The organism is Holdemania filiformis, assembly GCF_003459085.1.
GTDB classification, from domain to species: domain Bacteria; phylum Bacillota_I; class Bacilli_A; order Erysipelotrichales; family Erysipelotrichaceae; genus Holdemania; species Holdemania filiformis.
Window position 1 is genome coordinate 41,612 of the sequence record NZ_QRUP01000012.1, and the last position, 18,283, is coordinate 59,894.

Genomic DNA, 18,283 nt, shown 5'->3' on the forward strand with positions numbered 1-18,283 from the left:
AGGCCGTTCTTTTCTTTATTATAGCATGCGGGCCTGTTCCCTTACCGGACTGTTTCAGAAAGCGGGGAAACGAAAGTGGTAGAAAAGGGGTGAAAATGAAAGAGGGCAGGGACAACTCTTTAAGAAACAGAAAAAAACCCGGGAAATTCCGGGCTTCATAGACAAAGAGATTCAATCGGCGCTATAAGCAGCGGTCCAGAATCTCCAGCACTTCTTCAATCTTCGCTTCGGCGTCTTCCGGTTGGCCATGCATCGCGTCCTTCACGCAGCCGTGAATGTGGGCGCTTAAAATCTCCTGATTGACCTTTGCCAGAATCGCCGAGGCGGCCTGGATCTGGTTGGAGATGTCAATGCAGTAGCGGTCATCCTCGACCATCCGGATTACGCCGTCGATCTGTCCCCGCGCCGTTTTTAACAGCTGCAGGGTGCGGGCGGCATCGGCTTTCATTTACGCGACGGAAACGACTTCATATCCCGCGTCGGTGACGGCCTGGATCAGCGCGCTGTTTTCCACCGGCTGGCTGCAGGTAACGACCGCTTTCTTTTCTTCCAGCGTGACCTCTGCTTTTTCAACACCGGCGACGGCGTTGAGCGCGGCTTCGACGCGGGCCTTGCAATGAGCGCAGGCCATTCCATTTACGATCATAGTTTTTGTCATGTTCTTTTCTCCTTTATTTTTCAATTCAATATGTTGGACGGCAACCTGCGCGGCAGGCGCCGAAGAAGATTCCGGGAGTCCGGCCGGGCGCGGACTGGAGAACAATTTCAGCCGCAGCGCGTTGGAAACGACGCTGACGGAGCTTAAGCTCATCGCCGCCGCGCCGAACATCGGATTCAGCTTCCAGTCTAACAGCGGAATGAACACGCCGGCGGCCAGCGGAATCCCGATGCTGTTGTAGATCAAAGCCCAGAACAGATTCTGCTTGATGTTGCGCAGGACAGCTTTGGACAGCTTGACCGCCGTGACGGCATCCCACAGATCGCTTTTCATCAAAACGATATCGGCGGATTCAATCGCCACGTCCGTTCCTGCGCCAATCGCGATGCCGACGTCCGCCTGGGCCAGTGCCGGGGCGTCGTTGATGCCGTCGCCGATCATGGCGACCTTGCGGCCTTCGGCCTGAACCTGGCTGACGACCCGCTGCTTATCGGACGGCAGGACCTCGGCGATCACGTTGTCGATCCCGGCCTGGGCGGCGATCGCCTGGGCTACCTGCGGGTTGTCGCCGGTCAGCAGGATGACGTCGATCCCCATCCGCTTAAACTCAGCGACCGCGGCGCGACTGGTCGGTTTGATCGTATCAGCGACGGCGATCATTCCCAGAACCACTCCGCTCTGGGCGATGAACAGCGGCGTGCGGCCCTGCGCGGCGGCATTGTGATGCAGCTGTTCAATCTGCTCGTCAGCCAGTCCCATCGCCTGCATCATTCTGAGATTGCCGGCGGCGGTTGGCTGGCCGTCGATCAACGCCCGAACCCCCTGGCCGGCGATGTTCTCGAATTGATCGATGGCTTTAATCCTGGCGTTTTGTTTCTGACCATAGCGCACGATCGCCTCCGCTAACGGATGCTCGGATACCGCTTCCAAGGAAACGGCGGCGTCCAGCAGCGCGGCTTCGCTTTTGCCCAGAACCGTAACCTCGGTGACTTCCGGCTTGCCGGTCGTGACCGTGCCGGTTTTATCCAGAATGACGGTTTGTAAGGAATGCGCCGTTTCCAGCGCTTCGCCGGATTTGATCAGAATACCGTTCTCCGCACCCTTGCCGGTGCCGACCATGATCGCGGTCGGCGTTGCCAGCCCCAGCGCGCACGGACAGGAAATGACCAGGACGGCGATTCCGATCGATACCGCGAAGCTGATCGATTCACCCAGAAGCAGCCAGATGACGGCGGCCGCCAGGGCGATCGTGATCACAACGGGAACGAAGACGCCGCTGACTTGATCGGCCAGCTTGGCGATCGGCGCTTTGGAGGCTGACGCTTCCTCCACCAGCCGGATGATCTGCGAGAGCGTGGTGTCCTCGCCGACCAGCGTCGCTTCCATTTCCACCGCGCCGCTTTTGTTGACGGTGGCGCCGATGATCTTTTCCCCCACGGTGCGTTCGACCGGAATGCTTTCGCCGGTGATCGCCGATTCGTCAAAGGCCGCACTGCCCTGCACGATCACGCCGTCAACCGGCACGCTCTGTCCCGGCTTGACGCGGAGGCGGTCGCCCGGGCGGACGTCCTCGACGGGAATTTCCACGAACTCTTCGCCGCGGCGGACCCAGGCTGTTTTCGGCGCCAGATCCATCAGCTTGGCGATCGCTTCCGAGGTTTTGCCCTTGGAGCGGGTTTCCAGATATTTGCCCAGCGTGATCAAAGTCAGAATCATCGCCGAAGTCTCAAAGTACATGTCCATCGCCCAGCTGTGAACCTTGACCATATCGTGTGCGCCCAGTCCCATGCCGATTTCATACAGCGCGATCACGCCGTAGACAATCGCGGCGGCGGAACCGATGGCGATCAGCGAATCCATGTTTGGCGAGCGGCGGAACAGGTTCTTGAAACCGTTGGTAAAGTAGTGGCCGTTGACGATTACGATCGGCAGACACAACAGAAACTGCGTCAGCGCAAAGTTCATCGTGTTTTCATGACCGAGGAAAAACGCCGGAAGTGGCCAGCCCATCATGTGGCCCATCGACAGATAGAACAGCGGAAGCATGAAGAAGACGGAGACGATGAGGTGGGTCTTCATCGTTTTGATCTGCTTCTCCATCGGATTTTCCGCGGCTGACGCTTTGGAAGCCGCCGCGGGCGCGCCGTGCTCCTCGGCATGATAGCCGGCCTGTTCGACAGCCTGCAGGATCTTATCGCTGGTCAGCTGATTTTCATCGAAGCTGACGGTCATCTTGTTCGCCAACAGATTAACGTCGCATTGTTCAATGCCGTCCAGCTTGCGCACGCCCCGCTCGATCGCGGCGCTGCAGGCGGAGCAGCTCATGCCTGTAACATCATAAGTTTTCTTCATTTCATCACCTCGAATACCCCACCCCTAGGGGGTGTCTGAAAATAGAATAACGCACATCGCTTTTTCTGTCAATCGCGATGCTTTTTTCGGTTTGACCGCTTCGGCTTCTTGTCCTTTATATAGGATAAACCGGCCGGGTCAAATCATACCCGGCCGGACTGGAAAAATGAAAAAGGACGGGTTACCGTCCTTGAAACGGAAGCAGAAGCGCTTCGGGGGCTTTCCGCGGGCGCGGAGCTGGGTGTTCGGCCGGATAGCCCAGTGCGATCGCGGAGACCAGCTGCAGCTGGGGATAGCCGGCATAAGCGCAGATCTGTTTTTCGGTATATTCGGTATCGCGGATCCACAGAGCCCCTAAGCCGAGGTTGACAGCTTCCAAGCAAACATGTTCGATCGCGGCGCCGATGGATAACAAATCACCGGGAGTCCACAGCTCGTCCGGCTCTCGGAAGACAAGCATCAAGACCGGGGCATTTTTCATGATCTGGGCGGTGTGCCGTGAACTGTTGACAAATCCGGGCAGTTCTTCATCGTGACTTTCAAACAGCTGAAGCATAATCTCGGCGACCTGATCTTTCCGGCCGTCTTCTAAAATCATAAACTGCCAGGGTTGACGGTTTTTCGCCGACTGACACAGCCGCGCGGCTTCGATCAGTTTTTCCAGCTTGACCTTTTCCACAGGCTTCGTTTCAAATTCGCGAATGCTTCGCCGCTGAGCGATCACTTCTTCTAATTCCATGAGATAAACCTCCTTTTTGGGTTCTATTCCTGAGCTGATTCAAGATTCCGGACCTTGATCTTATTGTAAGGGATTGCGGGAAAAAAATCACGGAATTGAAAGAAAAACAGGGGCGAAAACACTGAAATAGTAAAAATATTAAAAAAATCAGAAAAGTTAGGGGGTTATTTTCAATTTTGCGCAATATTAATAATAGAGGGACGATGTTCTAGTTCCAAACTGATTCCTGATCGGCGGAACCCCCTTCAAACCTCCAAATACAAATCGTCCCTCACCTCTTATTTAAAAAAATGAAATCCGCTCCGGGTATTATGTTGGAATAACTGCGCTCGATCAGGATGGCAAAATGGGTAAAGTCCCGATCATTCGTTTTATCATTTGGATCAGACCGCCCAAATCAAAACCAACTTATTCAGCTTAAGGGGCGCTGTCCTTGCCGCTCGCTCGGGGGTAAAGAAAAACCGGGATTATTCCCGGCGTTTGACAATATTCAGCTGGTACAATTCAGGATGCATATACAATTCGTCGAAGTCAAAGATCTTCCCGTTTTTCATATAAACCGTGTTCGCGATCTTGATGATCGGCATCTTGGGATCGCAGCGCAGAATTTCCGCAATGTATTCCGGCGGGAAAATCGCCGAGATGTTCTGATAATCGCAGTCGATGTCATAGCCGTTTTTTTCGGCATAATCGTATTTCGAGGATTCCAGGATTTTGATCGACATGTCGGGATGCAGATCGACGGCCATGTAGGTGCGTTCAAACATGATCGGTACGTCGTCGGCCATCCGCGTCCGCTCGATGTAATAGATCCGATCCTCCGGACGAATGCCGAGAATCCGCGCGACGGTCTTGCCGGCGGTAGTGACGGAAAAGGTGTTGACGATCGAAGTCGGAACTTTTCCCATATCCCGCATATCGTCGCTGAAGCTTTTGATCAGCGGGGTGCGCTGGATGACGTTGGGCTTGGCGACAAACGAACCGCTGCCCTGATTGCGGTAAATGTAGCCCTTGGCCGTCAGATTGCCCAGGGCCTGGCGAACGGTCACGCGCGAGACGCCATATTCCTTCGACAGCTCCGCTTCAGTGGGAAGCAGATCGTCCGTAACGTAAACGCCGCTGTTGATCTTATCGATCAGGTCGTTTTCAATTTGTTTATAACGCGGGATCCGCGTTTGCTTTGAGCTTGCCATGAATTTCACCTTCTGGTGGAATCATAGCATATTTGTATTATTATGACAAGAAAGAAAGGGGTTTAAAACAATACAATTTGCGAAAAAGTGACATTTATTGTCAACAAATTACAAAATTTGTATTGATAAATTATGATAATGATAATACAATGATTTCGGAGATAAACCTTGAGGGGTTTATGAGAAATAGGGAGGAAAAACTTTATGTCTTTAATTCAGGCACTACTGATAGGCGTATTCGCTTATCTCGGCCGAAACCAGGTACCGTGGCTGTTTGGCACGACTGGCGGATTCTACTGTGTCGGCAGACCGTTGGTAGCAGGCGCTATCGTCGGTTTGATTCTGGGGGACGTCACCACCGGCGTATTGTGCGGCGTGGCGGTTCAGGCCATGTATCTGGGCCAGATCGTCGCAGGCGGCGCAATGCCGTCTGACGTGAACTACGCGGCGTTCATCGGTATTCCGTTAGCGATGGTTGCGGGCGGCGGCGCGGAAGCGGCGATCGCGTTAGCCATTCCATTAGGCGCGTTAGGCACCGCAATGCACAACTTCACGATGACCGTCAATTCGTACTGGGTTCACCAGGGCGATAAATGTGCGGAACAGGGGAATGTTTCGGGAATCGCCCGCAACAATCTGTGCGGTACAATTCTGCATTTAGTTGAACGCGTCAGCGTCGTAACGATCGCCTGTTACTTCGGCGCTCCGGCTGCGGAAGCGATTCTGCACGCGCTGCCGCCGATCGTCTTACAGTTCCTGCAGGTTGCCGGCAAGATGCTTCCGGCGCTGGGCTTCGCGCTGCTGCTGAAGCAGATCGTTGCTGAAAAGTGGATGATCGTGCTGTTCTTAATGGGCTGGATCATCACCCAGGCGACCGGTATGACAACGACCGCGTTAACCATTATGGCTGTCGGCGTCGCGCTGCTGTTCGTTATGGCCAAATATAACGGCGCCGGCAACGCGGCTGCCGCGGATGAAGGAGGAGATTACGATGAGTAAGAAACTGGACCGCAAGGACGTTAAGAATGCCGCCTGGACGTGGATGTTCTTCCACCACTGCGCGCAGAACTTTGAACGTATGCAGGGTTTAGCCTTCTGTCATACGATGTCGAAACCTCTGGAAAAGTTATACGGCGATGATCCGGAGGAACTGAAAGCGGCGCTGACCCGCCACATGCAGTTCTTCAATACGGAACCGCAGTTGGGCAGCGTTATTCCGGGCATCACGATCGCTCTGGAAGAAGCGCGGGCCAATGGCGGCGAAGTTGACGCGGAACTGATCATGGGCACCAAGAACGCCCTGATGGGACCGTTTGCCGGCATCGGCGATTCCATCTTAATGGGAACCTACAGTCCGATCCTGCTTTCAATCGCGATTGGTCTGTCTGCCGGCGGCTCGCCGATCGGCGCGATCTTCTTTGTGATCGCCTGGCTGGGCACCGTTATTCCGTTAAAATACTTCATGTTCATGAAGGGCTATGATTTAGGCATGGACGCCGTCAAGCTGTTGATGAACAAGGAAATCAAAGACAAGATTACGACTGCGCTGACGATGGTCGGTCTGATCGTCATCGGCGGCGTCGCTTCGACGACCGTGGCTGCGCCGATCAAGTTTGTCTTCACAGCGGGAGAAATGACCGTTTCGATTCAGGAAATCCTGAACAAGATCATGCCGACGCTGGTCCCGATGTTAGTCACCGTAGGCTGCTGGCTGCTGGCGGACAAAAAGGGCTGGAACAGCAATAAGCTGATCCTGGGCATCCTGGGTCTGGCCGCTGTCATGGTTCTGTTAGGCATTATGTAATTCACAACAGTCAGGCGTGGACAGCGCCTGTCTGTTTCATCAGAAAATGAGCCTTCATTCTCTGATGAAACAGAAATGAGCGTAAACGATAACGATAAAGGGAGGAAGAAGACGCATGGATTATAAAATTCTTTGGACGGATATGCACAGCAACATTCACCATGAACAGATGAACGAACTGCCGCAATGGTTTGACCAGGTACAGAAGATGATGGATTTCTGGCCGATTGCCTATTATCCTTATACAATGCGTAAGGATGAAACAGGGCTGGGCGTGGAAGACCGCTATCCGCTGGACGTGATTGAAAAAGACTGGGAAGCGCTGCGTGAGTTTACGGAGAAAGTCAACGCCGCCGGATTCCCGATGTTTATGGGCTACGAGTGGCAGGGCGCCGGCCAGGACGGCGATCACAATGTTTTCTGCAAGGACAACCGGCAGAAGATGGAATATCCGCTGCGCTATGCGGATCTGGTCAAAGCGTATGCGGGCAAGGACGTGATCGGGATTCCGCATCATCTGGCTTATCAGCTGGAAAACCGCGGCAAGAACTGGGCGACGCATAACGAAACCTTCTCACCGTTTGTGGAAATCTATTCTTCCCACGGCAGCAGTGAAAACGACAACGGCCCGATTGAAATGACACGCCATGTCCACATGGGACCGCGGACGGGCGAAACCTGTGTTGAGCGGGGTTGGGAAGACGGCTATAAATTCGGCGTCATCGCCTCGGGCGACAACCATTCCGCTCCTTGTGTTTACGGCTTTGGCTATATGGCCTGCTTAGCTGAGGACAACACGAAGGAAGCGATCTGGGACGCGATGCAGAAGCGTCATACCTACGGCGTATCGAAGGATCGGATCGAGATCCGGATGCAGGTCGACGGCAAGCTGATGGGCGATGTGATCGAACCGAACCCGGAAGCGAAACTGACGCTGGACGTGATCGGCAGCGACGCGATCGACCGGATCGAAGTCATCGAAGACAATCAGGTTGTGGAGATGATTCCGCATACCTCCACCTGGGAGCGCAAGCCGCTGGGCGAGACGATCCGTTTTAAATTTAAAGTAGAATTCGGCTGGGGACCAGACCGCCGGATTTTCCCGGACATTGCTTCGCGTTCATGGAAGGGCGCGCTGGAAGTTCCGAACGGAAAACTCCTCAGCATTGAAAAGTGCTGGAGTAACTTCGGACAGGATCTGCATGATGTGACGGACAACCGCTGCGAATTTGATCTGACAACGTACAAGACGACCGCTACGGGCAAGTGGATGGGACCGTCGGCCGTTACGACGGAAGGCTTTATCTTTGAAGTGGAAACCGATCGGGAAGGCACGGTGCTGCTGAGTGTCGACGGGGTTGAATATCCGCTGGCGGTCAAAGATCTGTTGAAGACCTCGCGGGTTGTAGAGCTGGAAGAGGAAGCGCGTCAGCTGGTGAAAGACCGCTTTAACTTCACAGACTATTACCGGACTGACCCGTGGTGGCATAACGCGTATAAATTCAAAATCGGCCAGGCCGTTGTGGAAAGCGGCTATCATGTCCAGCTGGAAAGAACGCTGGATCTGAGCGACGTCAAGCATCTGCGCTTACGAATCTGGGAAAGAAACGGAGGATGCGCCTGGACAAGCCCGGTCTTTGTTGAAAAGAAAGGGGAATAACCATGAATATTTTATATATCCACACCCATGACAGCGGGCGGATGGTAAGCCCCTACGGCGTGAACGCACCGACGGACAATCTGTTGGCGTTTGCCCGGGATGCCGCCGTGTTCACACAGGCATACTGCGCGGGGCCGACCTGTTCGCCCAGCCGCGCGGCGCTGCTGACAGGGACCTATCCGCATCAAAACGGGATGCTCGGTCTGGCTCAGCGGGGCTTTGGACTGACCGACTACCGCCGCCATCTGGCGCAGTTTCTGGGGCGTCATGGCTATCATACTGTCTTGTGCGGCATCCAGCATGAATCCGGCTGGTATCTGGACGTCGACGCGCCCGGCAAGCTGGGCTACAACGAGGTGCTGACCGCTTCCGCAGATCCGTATAAAAAGGAAGATCTGCATCTGTGGGACGCCGTCAATGCCGATCATGTCTGTCAGTGGCTGGATCAGGCGAAAGCGGACGAACCGTTTTTCCTCAGCTACGGCATGCACAGCACGCACCGGCCTTATCCGGTTGAGATCTGCGAGGCGGTGGACGAGCGCTATGTACGCCCGCCGTTTCCGATCGACGACAATGGGGAAACCCGGCACGATCAGGCGCAGTTTCTGACTTCAGCCTATTACATGGATCAGAATTTCGGCAAGGTCATCTCCAAGCTGAAGGAAACAGGGCTGATGGAGAAGACGATCGTGATGTTCACGACCGATCACGGCGTAGCGCTGCCGTTTAATAAATGCAATCTGACCGACAGCGGGATCGGCGTATCGCTCATCATGCGGGTGCCGGGGGCGAAGGCTAACGGCCAGGTGATCGACGCTTTGGTTTCGCATGTCGACGTAATGCCGACGCTGTGTGATCTGCTTCAGCTGGAAAAGCCAGACTATCTGGAAGGCACCTCGTTTGCGGAAGTCTTCGAGGACATCAGCGCGGAGCCGGTTTCCGAGATCTTTGCCGAGGTGAATTTCCATACCAGTTATGAACCGATCCGCTGCGTGCGCACACGCCGGTATAAATATATCCGCTACTATGACGAAAGCTGGACGAAGCTGAATCTGTCGAATATGGACTCGTCGGCATCCAAGGATTTCTACATGCGCAACGATTTAGCCGCGCAGACAAAAGATACGGAAGCGTTGTACGACTGTTACTACGATCCGGACGAGCGGAAAAATCTGGCACAGGATCCGCGCTATCAGGAAATTCTGGAAGACCTGCGTGAAAAACTCAGAACATTCCAGATCCGGACGCAGGATCCGATCCTTCATGGCGAGCTGGAAATGAAACCGGAGTATAAGGTAAACAAAAAAGAATGTCTCAACGCGTCAAGCAAGGATCCGCAGGATTACGATCCGCGCGGGCGCTGGCAATAAACAAGCGAATGTAAAGCGCTGAGCAACGGAGAATTCCGCTCCTCAGCGCTTTTTGTATAGGAATCCTCCGGCAGCTCTGGAATTTATGATAGAATAAGACCAACGATGCGGGAATGATTAACATTATTTAGAAAGGGAGGATCGGCGGATGGTGAAGCTTTTCTATTTTATTCCGGCTGGGCTGGCCGGCTTGTTCTACGTTTTTTTCGGAGGAGTGTTCGGCGATTTTGGAGCGATCAATCCCCTGGCTTGGGTGTGTACCGCACTGCTCGCGGCTGGCGCTGTCCTGATGGCCAGGAAAATCGCGCCGGGCTGTCTGTTTGGGATTGCGGTCGGTGCTCTGTTGATCGGCATGGGGCTGCGGGAAACCGGGCAGATCGTGAAGGAGTGGCCGGCGGGGATGCTGTTGATCGCCTATTCGTGCGGCTCAGGCTGGCTGTGCTGGAAATCCGCGGCCAAGCGCGAGGCTTGATCATGCGGCTGGAGTTACGCTTAGCATTCACGGAGGATGCGCCGGCCATCTGGGAAATGCAGAAAATTGCTTTTCGCGGGCTGTTGGAACGGTATCAGGATTACGACACCAGTCCCGCCAATCAATCGCTGGACCAGCTGCGGCTTCGCTGTTCGCAAAAAGACCGTTATTATTATTTCATTGACGTGGATGGGAACCCGGTTGGCGTGCTCAGCGTCACCGACAAGCAGGATGGAAGTCGTAAGCGCCTTTCCCCGATGTTCATTCTTCCGCAGTTTCAGGGCCGGGGCTATGCGCAGGAAGCGATGAGGCAGACTGAGAAAATCCATGGTGAGCGGGGCTGGGAGCTGGATACGATTTTACAGGAGGAACGCCTGGTCCATCTCTATGAGAAAATGGGATATCGGAAGACGGGAAAAACGGCGGCCGTGAATCCCCGGATGACATTGGTGTTTTATCAGAAACTTTAGCTTGCTTACACGAATATGAAAAAGAAAAGCCGTCGGATTTCACAATCGAAATCGGGCGGTTTTTCGCAAGATTCATTGAACTCACAGGGAAATCCGATTGTAAACCGGGATTCCCCATCATTCCTTTCGCAAGACCGGATTGCCTGAACGATCCATCAGGCGCCGGTCTGTTTTCCACAGAGCTGGCGACCGGAGTATTTCAGACTGAAATCCTGCGATCAGGATTATTGACCGGGTTTGATTTGAAACGAAACCGTATAGGTTTGATTCTGCTTAATCTGATATTCTTTTAAAGGTTCCGCACCCCAGCTGCCGTTGCCCAATCCGCGCTGGGCGGCGTCCAGATGCAGCAGCGGCTGATCCAACTTTTGCGCGTCCTTCAGATGCGCGGCGGAGGCGAGTGAAAGTTCATCCCAGGTCATGATGTTCATGCCCACGGGTTCGTCAAACGTCAGGGTCAGCGCATTCTTTTCACCGTTGAGCGTCAGGCTGCGGACCTCTGTCCGGTTGCCGCTGTCCTGCGGTTTCAGCAGCTGATCGTTATAGAAATCATGAATCTTTGCCTTCCATTGTCCCAACCGGGAACCGGTATGGCGGTCGATATAATTCTCTTCGGGTCCGCGGCCATTGTAGCGGATCTCGGTTAACGAAGCGTCCAGATTGAGCGTCAGCCCTGCCCGGGCAACGGGACCGACCTTCTCTTTCGACGGTACTTTCATCGTCATCGTCACCGCGACCTGACCGTTGCCTTGAATGGTAATCTCCGTTTCCAGACCGGTGTTGAATTCGTTGATCGTCCCGGAAGCCTTGATCGTCAGCTGTTTTACTTCGCCGTTTTCTTCTTTGCGCTGAATCGAAGGCGATTTGTACTCAACCGCTTTGCCAGCCTGACGGACAGCTTCGGAGAACTGCGGATCGCCGGAGGTTTCGGCACGGTAGAACGACGGCTGTGGACCGCCGGTCAGGAAGGTCTGATCGCCGAGCCGGTAGGCTTCAATTTCCATTTTTGCGGGATTCAGAATCATTTCAAAGTCCTGATTTTGTTCAGTCCGGCCTTGAATCGTCCATTTGTCCTCCTGCTCGGTCACGGTCAGCGAAAGATCCGGGGACACGGCTGCCGCAGGCTTGCCTTCCTGCAGAACAAACTGTTCAAACGCCAGGATATCGCCCTGTTTTCCGCCATAAGCATTGGCCCAGCTTTGATCCTGGCTGTATTTCACGTCGATCTCCAGAATCACTTCCGCGTCGGAATCCGAATCCGGCAGCGCGACGTCGATCGTTTTGGCCGCCCCGGGCGGCAGTGCTTTTTCTGCTTCGCTTAAGGCTACCGTATGGAACAGCGTGCCGTTCTGGTAGAAGTTCAGCTCGACCGCAAAAGCATTCAGATCGGTCGCCAGGAATTCGTTGGTCATCGTTAACCGGCGCTTTTGGGAATCATAGGTGAAGCTGACGTCCTGCTGAACCTTCTTCACTTCCTCCAGCTCGGCGCTCGGGGTGCGGTCGGCATTGACTAAGCCATTGCCGCAGAAATCACCGTCGTTGAGCGGTGTCCCCCAGTCGCTGCCGTAGCCGTAATAGAATTGGCCTGTGGCTGGGTCGCCGGTCAGAATCGTCTGGTCGATGAAATCCCAGATGAAGCCCCCCTGCAGCTGCGGATAGGTTTTAAACAACGCGAAATACTCCGCTAAATTCGCGACGCCGTTGCCCATCGCGTGGATATATTCAGACTGGAAAAACGCGTGCTTGTTTTTCTTAGCGTAATCCTTGAGCTGATCCAGCGTCCAATACTGACTGCTGGTCACATCGACCATCGACGTTTCGCGGGTATCGCCGATCCGGTTGTCGCGCTCGTACACGCGCAGCCGCTTCGGATCCCGCTGAAGGATCCACATCGAAGTGTTGTAGAACGGATAATTTTCATTCATTTCATATTCGTGATACGTCGCTTCGTTGCCCAGCGACCAGAACAGCACGCTGGCGTGGTTTTTATCCCGTTCGACCATGCTGACGGTCCGGTCCAGGATCAATCCGTTGTAGAGCGGATTGTTGCCGGGAACGCCCAGCTCCTTCTCCCCGATATGCGATTCAATGTTGGCCTCGTCCACGACGATCAGCCCCAGCTCATCCGCAACGTCGCAGGTCAGCGGATGATTCGGATAATGCGAGGTGCGGAAGGCGTTGATGTTGTAGGCCTTCATCAGCTTCAGATCGGTGATGATTTCCTGCGCGCCCAAGGCCCGGCCCTTGACCGGATCGGTTTCATGGCGGTTGACGCCTTTGATCATCAAGGGTTTCCCGTTGAGAAACATCTGCTGGACGCCGTCGGCGGTCTGAACTTCGATTTTGCGCAGCCCGATCCGCTGGCAAACGCTTTCCATAACCTCGCCCGCTGCGTTTTTCAGCGTGAGGACAAGCGAGTAAAGATGCGGCTGATCGGGTGTCCACAGCTTCGGCTGATCAATCGTGAAATGAGCGCTCAGCGAAGTTCCCGTTTGATTTTCGGTCGTTTCCAGAACGGGTAATTCCGGACTTTCGAGGTTCAGGGGCTGATCGAACACGGCGCGGCCCTGATCGACCAGCTCCATTTCCAGCGTCCAGCCTGTCTGCGGCTGCTGCGAAAGATTACGCAGATCGACGTCGACCTGAACCTGCGCCTGGGTGTAGTCCTCAGCGAGATCACTCTGCACAAACAGATCGCGGATTTCCACCGCTTCCCGCCCGATCAAGGTTACATCGCGGAAAATTCCGGACAGCCGGATAAAATCCTGATTCTCAAAGTAGCTGCCGTCCGACCAGCGGTAGACCTCGACTGCGATCGTATTGACGCCTTCCTTTAAGTAAGGCGTGATATTGAACTCCGCGGGTGTATAGCTGTCTTCGCTGTAGCCGATCGGCTGACCATTGATATAAACATAAAACGCCGATTCCACACCTTCAAAGCGCAGGAAAACATGCTTATTTTGCAGCCCTTCATCCAGCGTAAACTCACGCTTGTAGTGACCGACGCTGTTGACGGCGGTCGCGGCGACGGGCTGCCCCTGCGCGCCGTATTGAATCGCTTCATAGTTCAGCCACGGATAAATCTGATTGATGTAGATCGGAGGCTCATAGCGAAAGCTGCCGTCTTCCTTCCACTGAGTCTGAATATTGGACGGCACGTCGATCTGATCCCAATCCGCCGTGTCCCAATCTTCCCAATACCACTGCGCGTCATAGCCCGCCAGGTTCTTCAAACGGTCCGTCGGTTTGGCGGCATAGTAAAACGCCCAGCGGCCATTAAGCGACTGAATCCGTGAAGACGAGGCGGCGGTGATTTCATCCAGAGCGCTGGCCTCTGCCAGAAGCGCCTGCTGGGATGAAGGATAAGGCATCAGGGCAGCCCGGGCCGGTTCCCGGTGAAGCTGCCAGACCTCCATCTGATCGTACCATTCCTCGCCCGCAAACGAAGCGTCGGTCGGCAGCGGTTCAATGCTCGGCCGCGGCGTACCCTGCGGTTCGACAAACTGATCCATTTTCGACGAACAGCCGCCTAAGATCAGGCCGCTGATAACCAATCCAAGTATGATTTTTTTCATGAAAACCTCCGAAATTGTTATCATCACTATACCATAATTCACAAAACGAGAAAATGCCGGTTTGCTGGAAGATCATGAAAAGCTGCGCTTCCCGAAAGTCTGCGAATGTCAAAGCAGGAATACCGCAGGCATGGAAAACGAGGCGGATGCAGCGTTAGGAAAGGAACAGGATTTTCAAGGAGGATCCTCGAACAGAGAGGATGAAAGGCTCAAAGTTACCGCAAAAGCGGCGAAGTTGTTGGAAGAAGGCTGTATTTTTCCGCTATTTGAGCTACAATAAGGGACGTCTAGGAGGGTGGCTATGAGAGAAACATTAATACAGCTGCGGCAGGTGATGGAACAGAAGCATGTAGATATCGTGCTGATTCCGTCGTCTGATTTTCACGGCAGCGAATACATCGGCGATTATTTCAAGGCCCGGGCGTGGATGTCGGGTTTTACCGGTTCGGCGGGGACGTTGGTCGTCACGCGTGATCAGGCGGGACTGTGGACTGACGGCCGTTACTTTATTCAGGCGGAGCGGCAGCTGTCCGGTTCGGGGATTACTTTATATAAGATGGGGCAGGAAGGCGTGATCGACTTCCCGCAGTTCATCGAGCAGGAAATGCCGCAGGGCGGCTGTCTGGCCTTCGACGGACGGATGGTCAGCGGGGCGCTGGGCAGCCAGCTGGAAGCAATGCTGGCAAGGAAGCAGGCGCAGATTTTAAGCACGGAGGATCTCGTGGATTTGATCTGGAAGGACCGGCCGGGCTTACCGGAAGCGAAGGCAGTCTTGTTAGAAGAACGTTACAGCGGCCGGGCGACGGCGCAGAAGCTGGATGAACTCCGCGCGGACATGCGAAAGGAAGGCGCTGAGGCGCTGTTGATCTCGACGCTCGATGATCTGGCGTGGCTGTTCAATCTGCGCGGCGACGATGTGCTGTACAATCCGGTTGTTTTGGCGTATGGCTGCGTGACCCTGGAGAAGGCCGTCCTGTATCTGAATCCGCGCAAGCTGTCGGAATCCGACCGGCAGGCGTTGTCCGCTCTGAATATTGAAATCAAGGATTACGATACATTCCTTGGAGACGTCGCGGCGCTTACGGCGCAAACGGTCTGGGCCGATCCGCAGAAGCTCAACTACGCGATCCTCCGCGCGATTCCCCGGCACTGCCGGCGGATTGAGAAAACCAATCCGATCGTCTTAAGAAAGGCGATCAAGAATGAAACGGAGATTGAAAACCTGCGGCGTTCGCATCTCAAGGACGGCGTCGCGGTGACGAAGCTGATGTACTGGCTGAAAACCCGCGTCGGCAAAGAAGCGATGAGCGAATGTTCGATTCAAACTAAGCTGCATGAGCTGCGTGCTGAGCAGGAAGGCTTTATTGAGGAAAGCTTCGGCACGATCTGCGCCTATAAGGCCAACGCGGCGATGATGCATTACAGCGCTGATCCGCAGCACGAGGTGCCGGTTGCGGCGGAGGGTTTGCTTTTGATCGACTCGGGCGGTCAGTATTGGGAAGGCACGACGGATATCACCCGGACGTTTGCGCTGGGGCCGTGTTCGCCGGAAATCAAAAAGGTCTATACAACGGTGCTGCAGGGGATGCTGAACCTGTCGGAAGCGCGGTTTCTGTATGGCTGCAGCGGAATCAATCTGGACATCCTCGCCCGCGGACCCGTGTGGCAGCTGAATCTGGATTATCAGTGCGGCACCGGCCATGGCGTCGGATATCTGTTGAACGTGCATGAAGGCCCGCACGGAATCCGCTGGAAGAAGACGGCGGCGCTGAACGAAATGGAACGGCTGGAAGCGGGAATGGTGGTCACCGATGAACCGGGCGTTTACATCGAAGGAAAATTTGGCATCCGGATTGAAAACGAGCTGATCGTCCGCCGCGGCGAAAAGAACTTCTACGGTCAGTTTATGGAATTTGAAACGACGACCTTGGCGCCGATCGATCTGGACGCGGTTGACCCGCAGGTTCTGACGCCGGCTGCCCGCGAGGCACTGAACCGCTATCATCTGCGTGTTCGCGAGGCTTTAACGCCGTATCTTAATGAGGAGGAAGCGCAATGGCTGAAAACCGCAACCCGGTCGATTTAAGGGAGCAGTCTGTCAGTCCCCGTCCGATCCGAATGGTTTGTCTGGATCTGGATGGAACGTTATTCAATGGAAAAAAGGAAGTCGGCTCGCTGAGCCGCCAGCAGATCCGGCGTTGTCTGGATCAGGGCGTGGAAGTGGCCGTGGTGTCCGGCCGTGCTTATCAGTTCGCCTACAAGACGGCGCAGATGATCGATCCGCGGTTATCGGTGATCGGCTTTGTCGGTGCTTACCGGTCCTTTCATGGCCAGGCTCAGGGGGAACCGATTCCCCGGACGGCGCTCAACGAGGTGCTGACCCTATTGAAACGTGAAGATTGTCCGGCGTTTATGAAACAGCTGAACACGATCTGGTGCAGTCACGACGTCCCGCTATCCGGCGATTATGTGGCTTATACAGCCGATCAGCCGCCGCAGCATCGGATTGTGGTGCATTCCAATCAGGATCTGCCCGCCATTGCGCGGCAGAATCCGGATCCGGTATATAAATTGTTGATCCGGGCGCGGGGCCGGACGGAAGCGATCGCGCGGCAGCTGCGGCCGCTTTCCGGTATCCGGGTCTTCATTTATCCATACGGCGATATCGAAGTGATCAGCGCTAAGGCGGACAAAGGCATCGCGATCCGCAAGGCGGCCGATCAGCTGGGGATCGACCCGGCGCAGATTCTGGGCATCGGCGACAGCGTCAACGACCTGCCGATGTTTGAAGGCTGCGGCCTGCGCGTGGCGATGGGCAATGCCGTCGAACCGGTAAAAGCACGCGCGGATTACATCACGCTGACCAACGACGAGGATGGGGTCGGCGAGGCCCTGCGGCAGCTGGTACAATAAAATAGTGGAGAAAGAATACAGTTGAGCTGGAATAGCCCGCTGTATTTTTAATTAGAATGTTAACAATCAAGCGAGTATAATTATAGAATCAAAGATAAAGATCAGCGCTATATCAATAAAATTACAGCTTATCTTTTTACGTTCACAGGGTACGATGAATCAACAGAAAGGAAAAACAAAAATGAAAGTGGATCGTTTGGAATGTTTTGTGCATGTAGCCGAAACGTTGAATTTCTCTAAGAGCGCTCAGGCGCTGCACTGTTCGCAGCCCTCCATCAGCCGGGTTATTCATCTGCTGGAACAGGAGCTGGGATTTGAATTGTTTGAACGGGATCGAAATCAGGTCGCTTTGACACCGGCCGGAGCTGTTTTCTATCCTCAGGCCCGGCAATTGCTCCATCAATATCAGGCAGCCGTGGAGGAAGCGCGGAAGGCCCATCAGGCGACGCTGACATTGAAAGTCGGCGTGATCGGGTTCGCGGAAGCGCCGCTCATGAGGGCGTTGGAAAAATTGACGCAGGCAATGCCGCAGGTACGGCTGGATATGATTCCAGTCGATTTTACGCGCGGACTAAGCCAGGTTGAAAGCGGTGAAATCGACTGCTGCATGAACTGGCGCAAGGACGTCGATTCCCCATCGCTGGTTTATCGCGAGCTGTTTTGCGGAGAATTGAAGGCTTATCTTAATCTCCGTCATCCGTTGGCTTCGCAATCCAGCGTAACGTATGACGAACTGGCCGCCTGGCCGCAGATCGTGTTTGCGCGCGGGCGGCAGAGCTGGCGGTACAGCGCTTATCTGGAAAAATTCAGTCCCTCGCTGCGGGCTTCCATTGTCTTGACACCGGTTAAGGATGTACCTGCTTCCCGGCGGCTGCTGGAACTGAATCAGGGTGTCATTCTGGCGCCGGAGGGCGGTATCCTGGCAGACAGTCCGCTGATCAAAGCGGTGCCGATCCGCTCGCAGACACCGGAAACCGTGCATCTGGGATTAGTGTACCGCAAAGACGCGACGAATCCGGTATTGAGACAGCTGCTTCGTTATTTGAAATCAGCATAAGCCTATTCGATACTCCTATC

At 54.6% G+C, this 18,283-nt stretch carries 15 protein-coding genes; 10 read left to right on the plus strand and 5 right to left on the minus strand.

What is annotated here, in order from left to right; translation table 11 throughout:
• Positions 1-181: 181 nt before the first annotated feature.
• The 4 genes from DWY25_RS10460 to DWY25_RS10475 all read right to left on the minus strand — a co-directional run bounded on the left by DWY25_RS10460 (position 182) and on the right by DWY25_RS10475 (position 4,942).
• Positions 182-448 carry a metal-sensing transcriptional repressor gene (locus DWY25_RS10460; protein WP_006059334.1) on the minus strand — a complete coding sequence of 89 codons (267 nt, stop codon included), beginning with the start codon at positions 446-448 and terminating at the stop codon, positions 182-184.
• Positions 449-3,010: a heavy metal translocating P-type ATPase gene (locus DWY25_RS10465; RefSeq protein WP_117895179.1), complete on the minus strand. Its 2,562-nt coding sequence runs from the start codon at positions 3,008-3,010 to the stop codon at positions 449-451. It lies immediately after the preceding gene.
• A gap of 181 nt (positions 3,011-3,191) precedes the next feature.
• A complete protein-coding gene (locus DWY25_RS10470; protein ID WP_117895180.1) occupies positions 3,192-3,749 on the minus strand; it encodes a nitroreductase family protein in 558 nt (185 codons plus the stop codon).
• A gap of 467 nt (positions 3,750-4,216) precedes the next feature.
• Positions 4,217-4,942 carry a GntR family transcriptional regulator gene (locus DWY25_RS10475; protein WP_117895181.1) on the minus strand — a complete coding sequence of 242 codons (726 nt, stop codon included), beginning with the start codon at positions 4,940-4,942 and terminating at the stop codon, positions 4,217-4,219.
• Positions 4,943-5,146: 204 nt separating this feature from the next.
• Between DWY25_RS10475 and DWY25_RS10480 the strand changes: the two genes are divergently transcribed.
• From DWY25_RS10480 to DWY25_RS10505, 6 genes are all read left to right on the plus strand, one after another.
• Positions 5,147-5,941, plus strand: coding sequence for a PTS mannose/fructose/sorbose/N-acetylgalactosamine transporter subunit IIC (locus DWY25_RS10480; RefSeq protein ID WP_117895182.1), 795 nt, complete (start codon positions 5,147-5,149; stop codon positions 5,939-5,941).
• A complete protein-coding gene (locus DWY25_RS10485; protein ID WP_244925962.1) occupies positions 5,934-6,746 on the plus strand; it encodes a PTS system mannose/fructose/sorbose family transporter subunit IID in 813 nt (270 codons plus the stop codon). Before DWY25_RS10480 ends, DWY25_RS10485 begins: the two co-directional genes overlap by 8 nt.
• Before the next feature lie 115 nt (positions 6,747-6,861).
• The gene (locus DWY25_RS10490) at positions 6,862-8,406 is read left to right on the plus strand and encodes a DUF3604 domain-containing protein (protein WP_220412939.1); all 1,545 of its coding nucleotides are present in this window, start codon (positions 6,862-6,864) and stop codon (positions 8,404-8,406) included.
• A gap of 2 nt (positions 8,407-8,408) precedes the next feature.
• Entirely contained in the window at positions 8,409-9,776 is a 1,368-nt protein-coding gene (locus DWY25_RS10495; protein WP_117895184.1) for a sulfatase family protein, read from the plus strand.
• A 148-nt stretch (positions 9,777-9,924) separates the two neighbouring features.
• Entirely contained in the window at positions 9,925-10,248 is a 324-nt protein-coding gene (locus DWY25_RS10500) for a hypothetical protein (RefSeq protein ID WP_117895185.1), read from the plus strand.
• Positions 10,249-10,250: 2 nt separating this feature from the next.
• Positions 10,251-10,718, plus strand: coding sequence for a GNAT family N-acetyltransferase (locus DWY25_RS10505; RefSeq protein ID WP_117895186.1), 468 nt, complete (start codon positions 10,251-10,253; stop codon positions 10,716-10,718).
• 224 nt (positions 10,719-10,942) lie between these two features.
• Here DWY25_RS10505 and DWY25_RS10510 read toward each other — a convergent pair whose 3' ends face one another.
• Positions 10,943-14,293: a glycoside hydrolase family 2 TIM barrel-domain containing protein gene (locus tag DWY25_RS10510; RefSeq protein ID WP_181981787.1), complete on the minus strand. Its 3,351-nt coding sequence runs from the start codon at positions 14,291-14,293 to the stop codon at positions 10,943-10,945.
• A 61-nt stretch (positions 14,294-14,354) separates the two neighbouring features.
• On the opposite strand from DWY25_RS10510, the gene DWY25_RS10515 reads away from it, so the two are divergent.
• From DWY25_RS10515 to DWY25_RS10530, 4 genes are all read left to right on the plus strand, one after another.
• Entirely contained in the window at positions 14,355-14,573 is a 219-nt protein-coding gene (locus tag DWY25_RS10515; protein WP_117895188.1) for a hypothetical protein, read from the plus strand.
• A gap of 21 nt (positions 14,574-14,594) precedes the next feature.
• On the plus strand, positions 14,595-16,379 hold the full coding sequence (locus DWY25_RS10520) for an aminopeptidase P family protein (protein WP_117895189.1): 1,785 nt from the start codon (positions 14,595-14,597) through the stop codon (positions 16,377-16,379).
• Positions 16,349-17,206, plus strand: coding sequence for an HAD family hydrolase (locus DWY25_RS10525; RefSeq protein WP_117895190.1), 858 nt, complete (start codon positions 16,349-16,351; stop codon positions 17,204-17,206). Before DWY25_RS10520 ends, DWY25_RS10525 begins: the two co-directional genes overlap by 31 nt.
• A 181-nt stretch (positions 17,207-17,387) precedes the next feature.
• Positions 17,388-18,263, plus strand: coding sequence for a LysR family transcriptional regulator (locus DWY25_RS10530; RefSeq protein WP_181981788.1), 876 nt, complete (start codon positions 17,388-17,390; stop codon positions 18,261-18,263).
• Positions 18,264-18,283 lie beyond the last annotated feature (20 nt).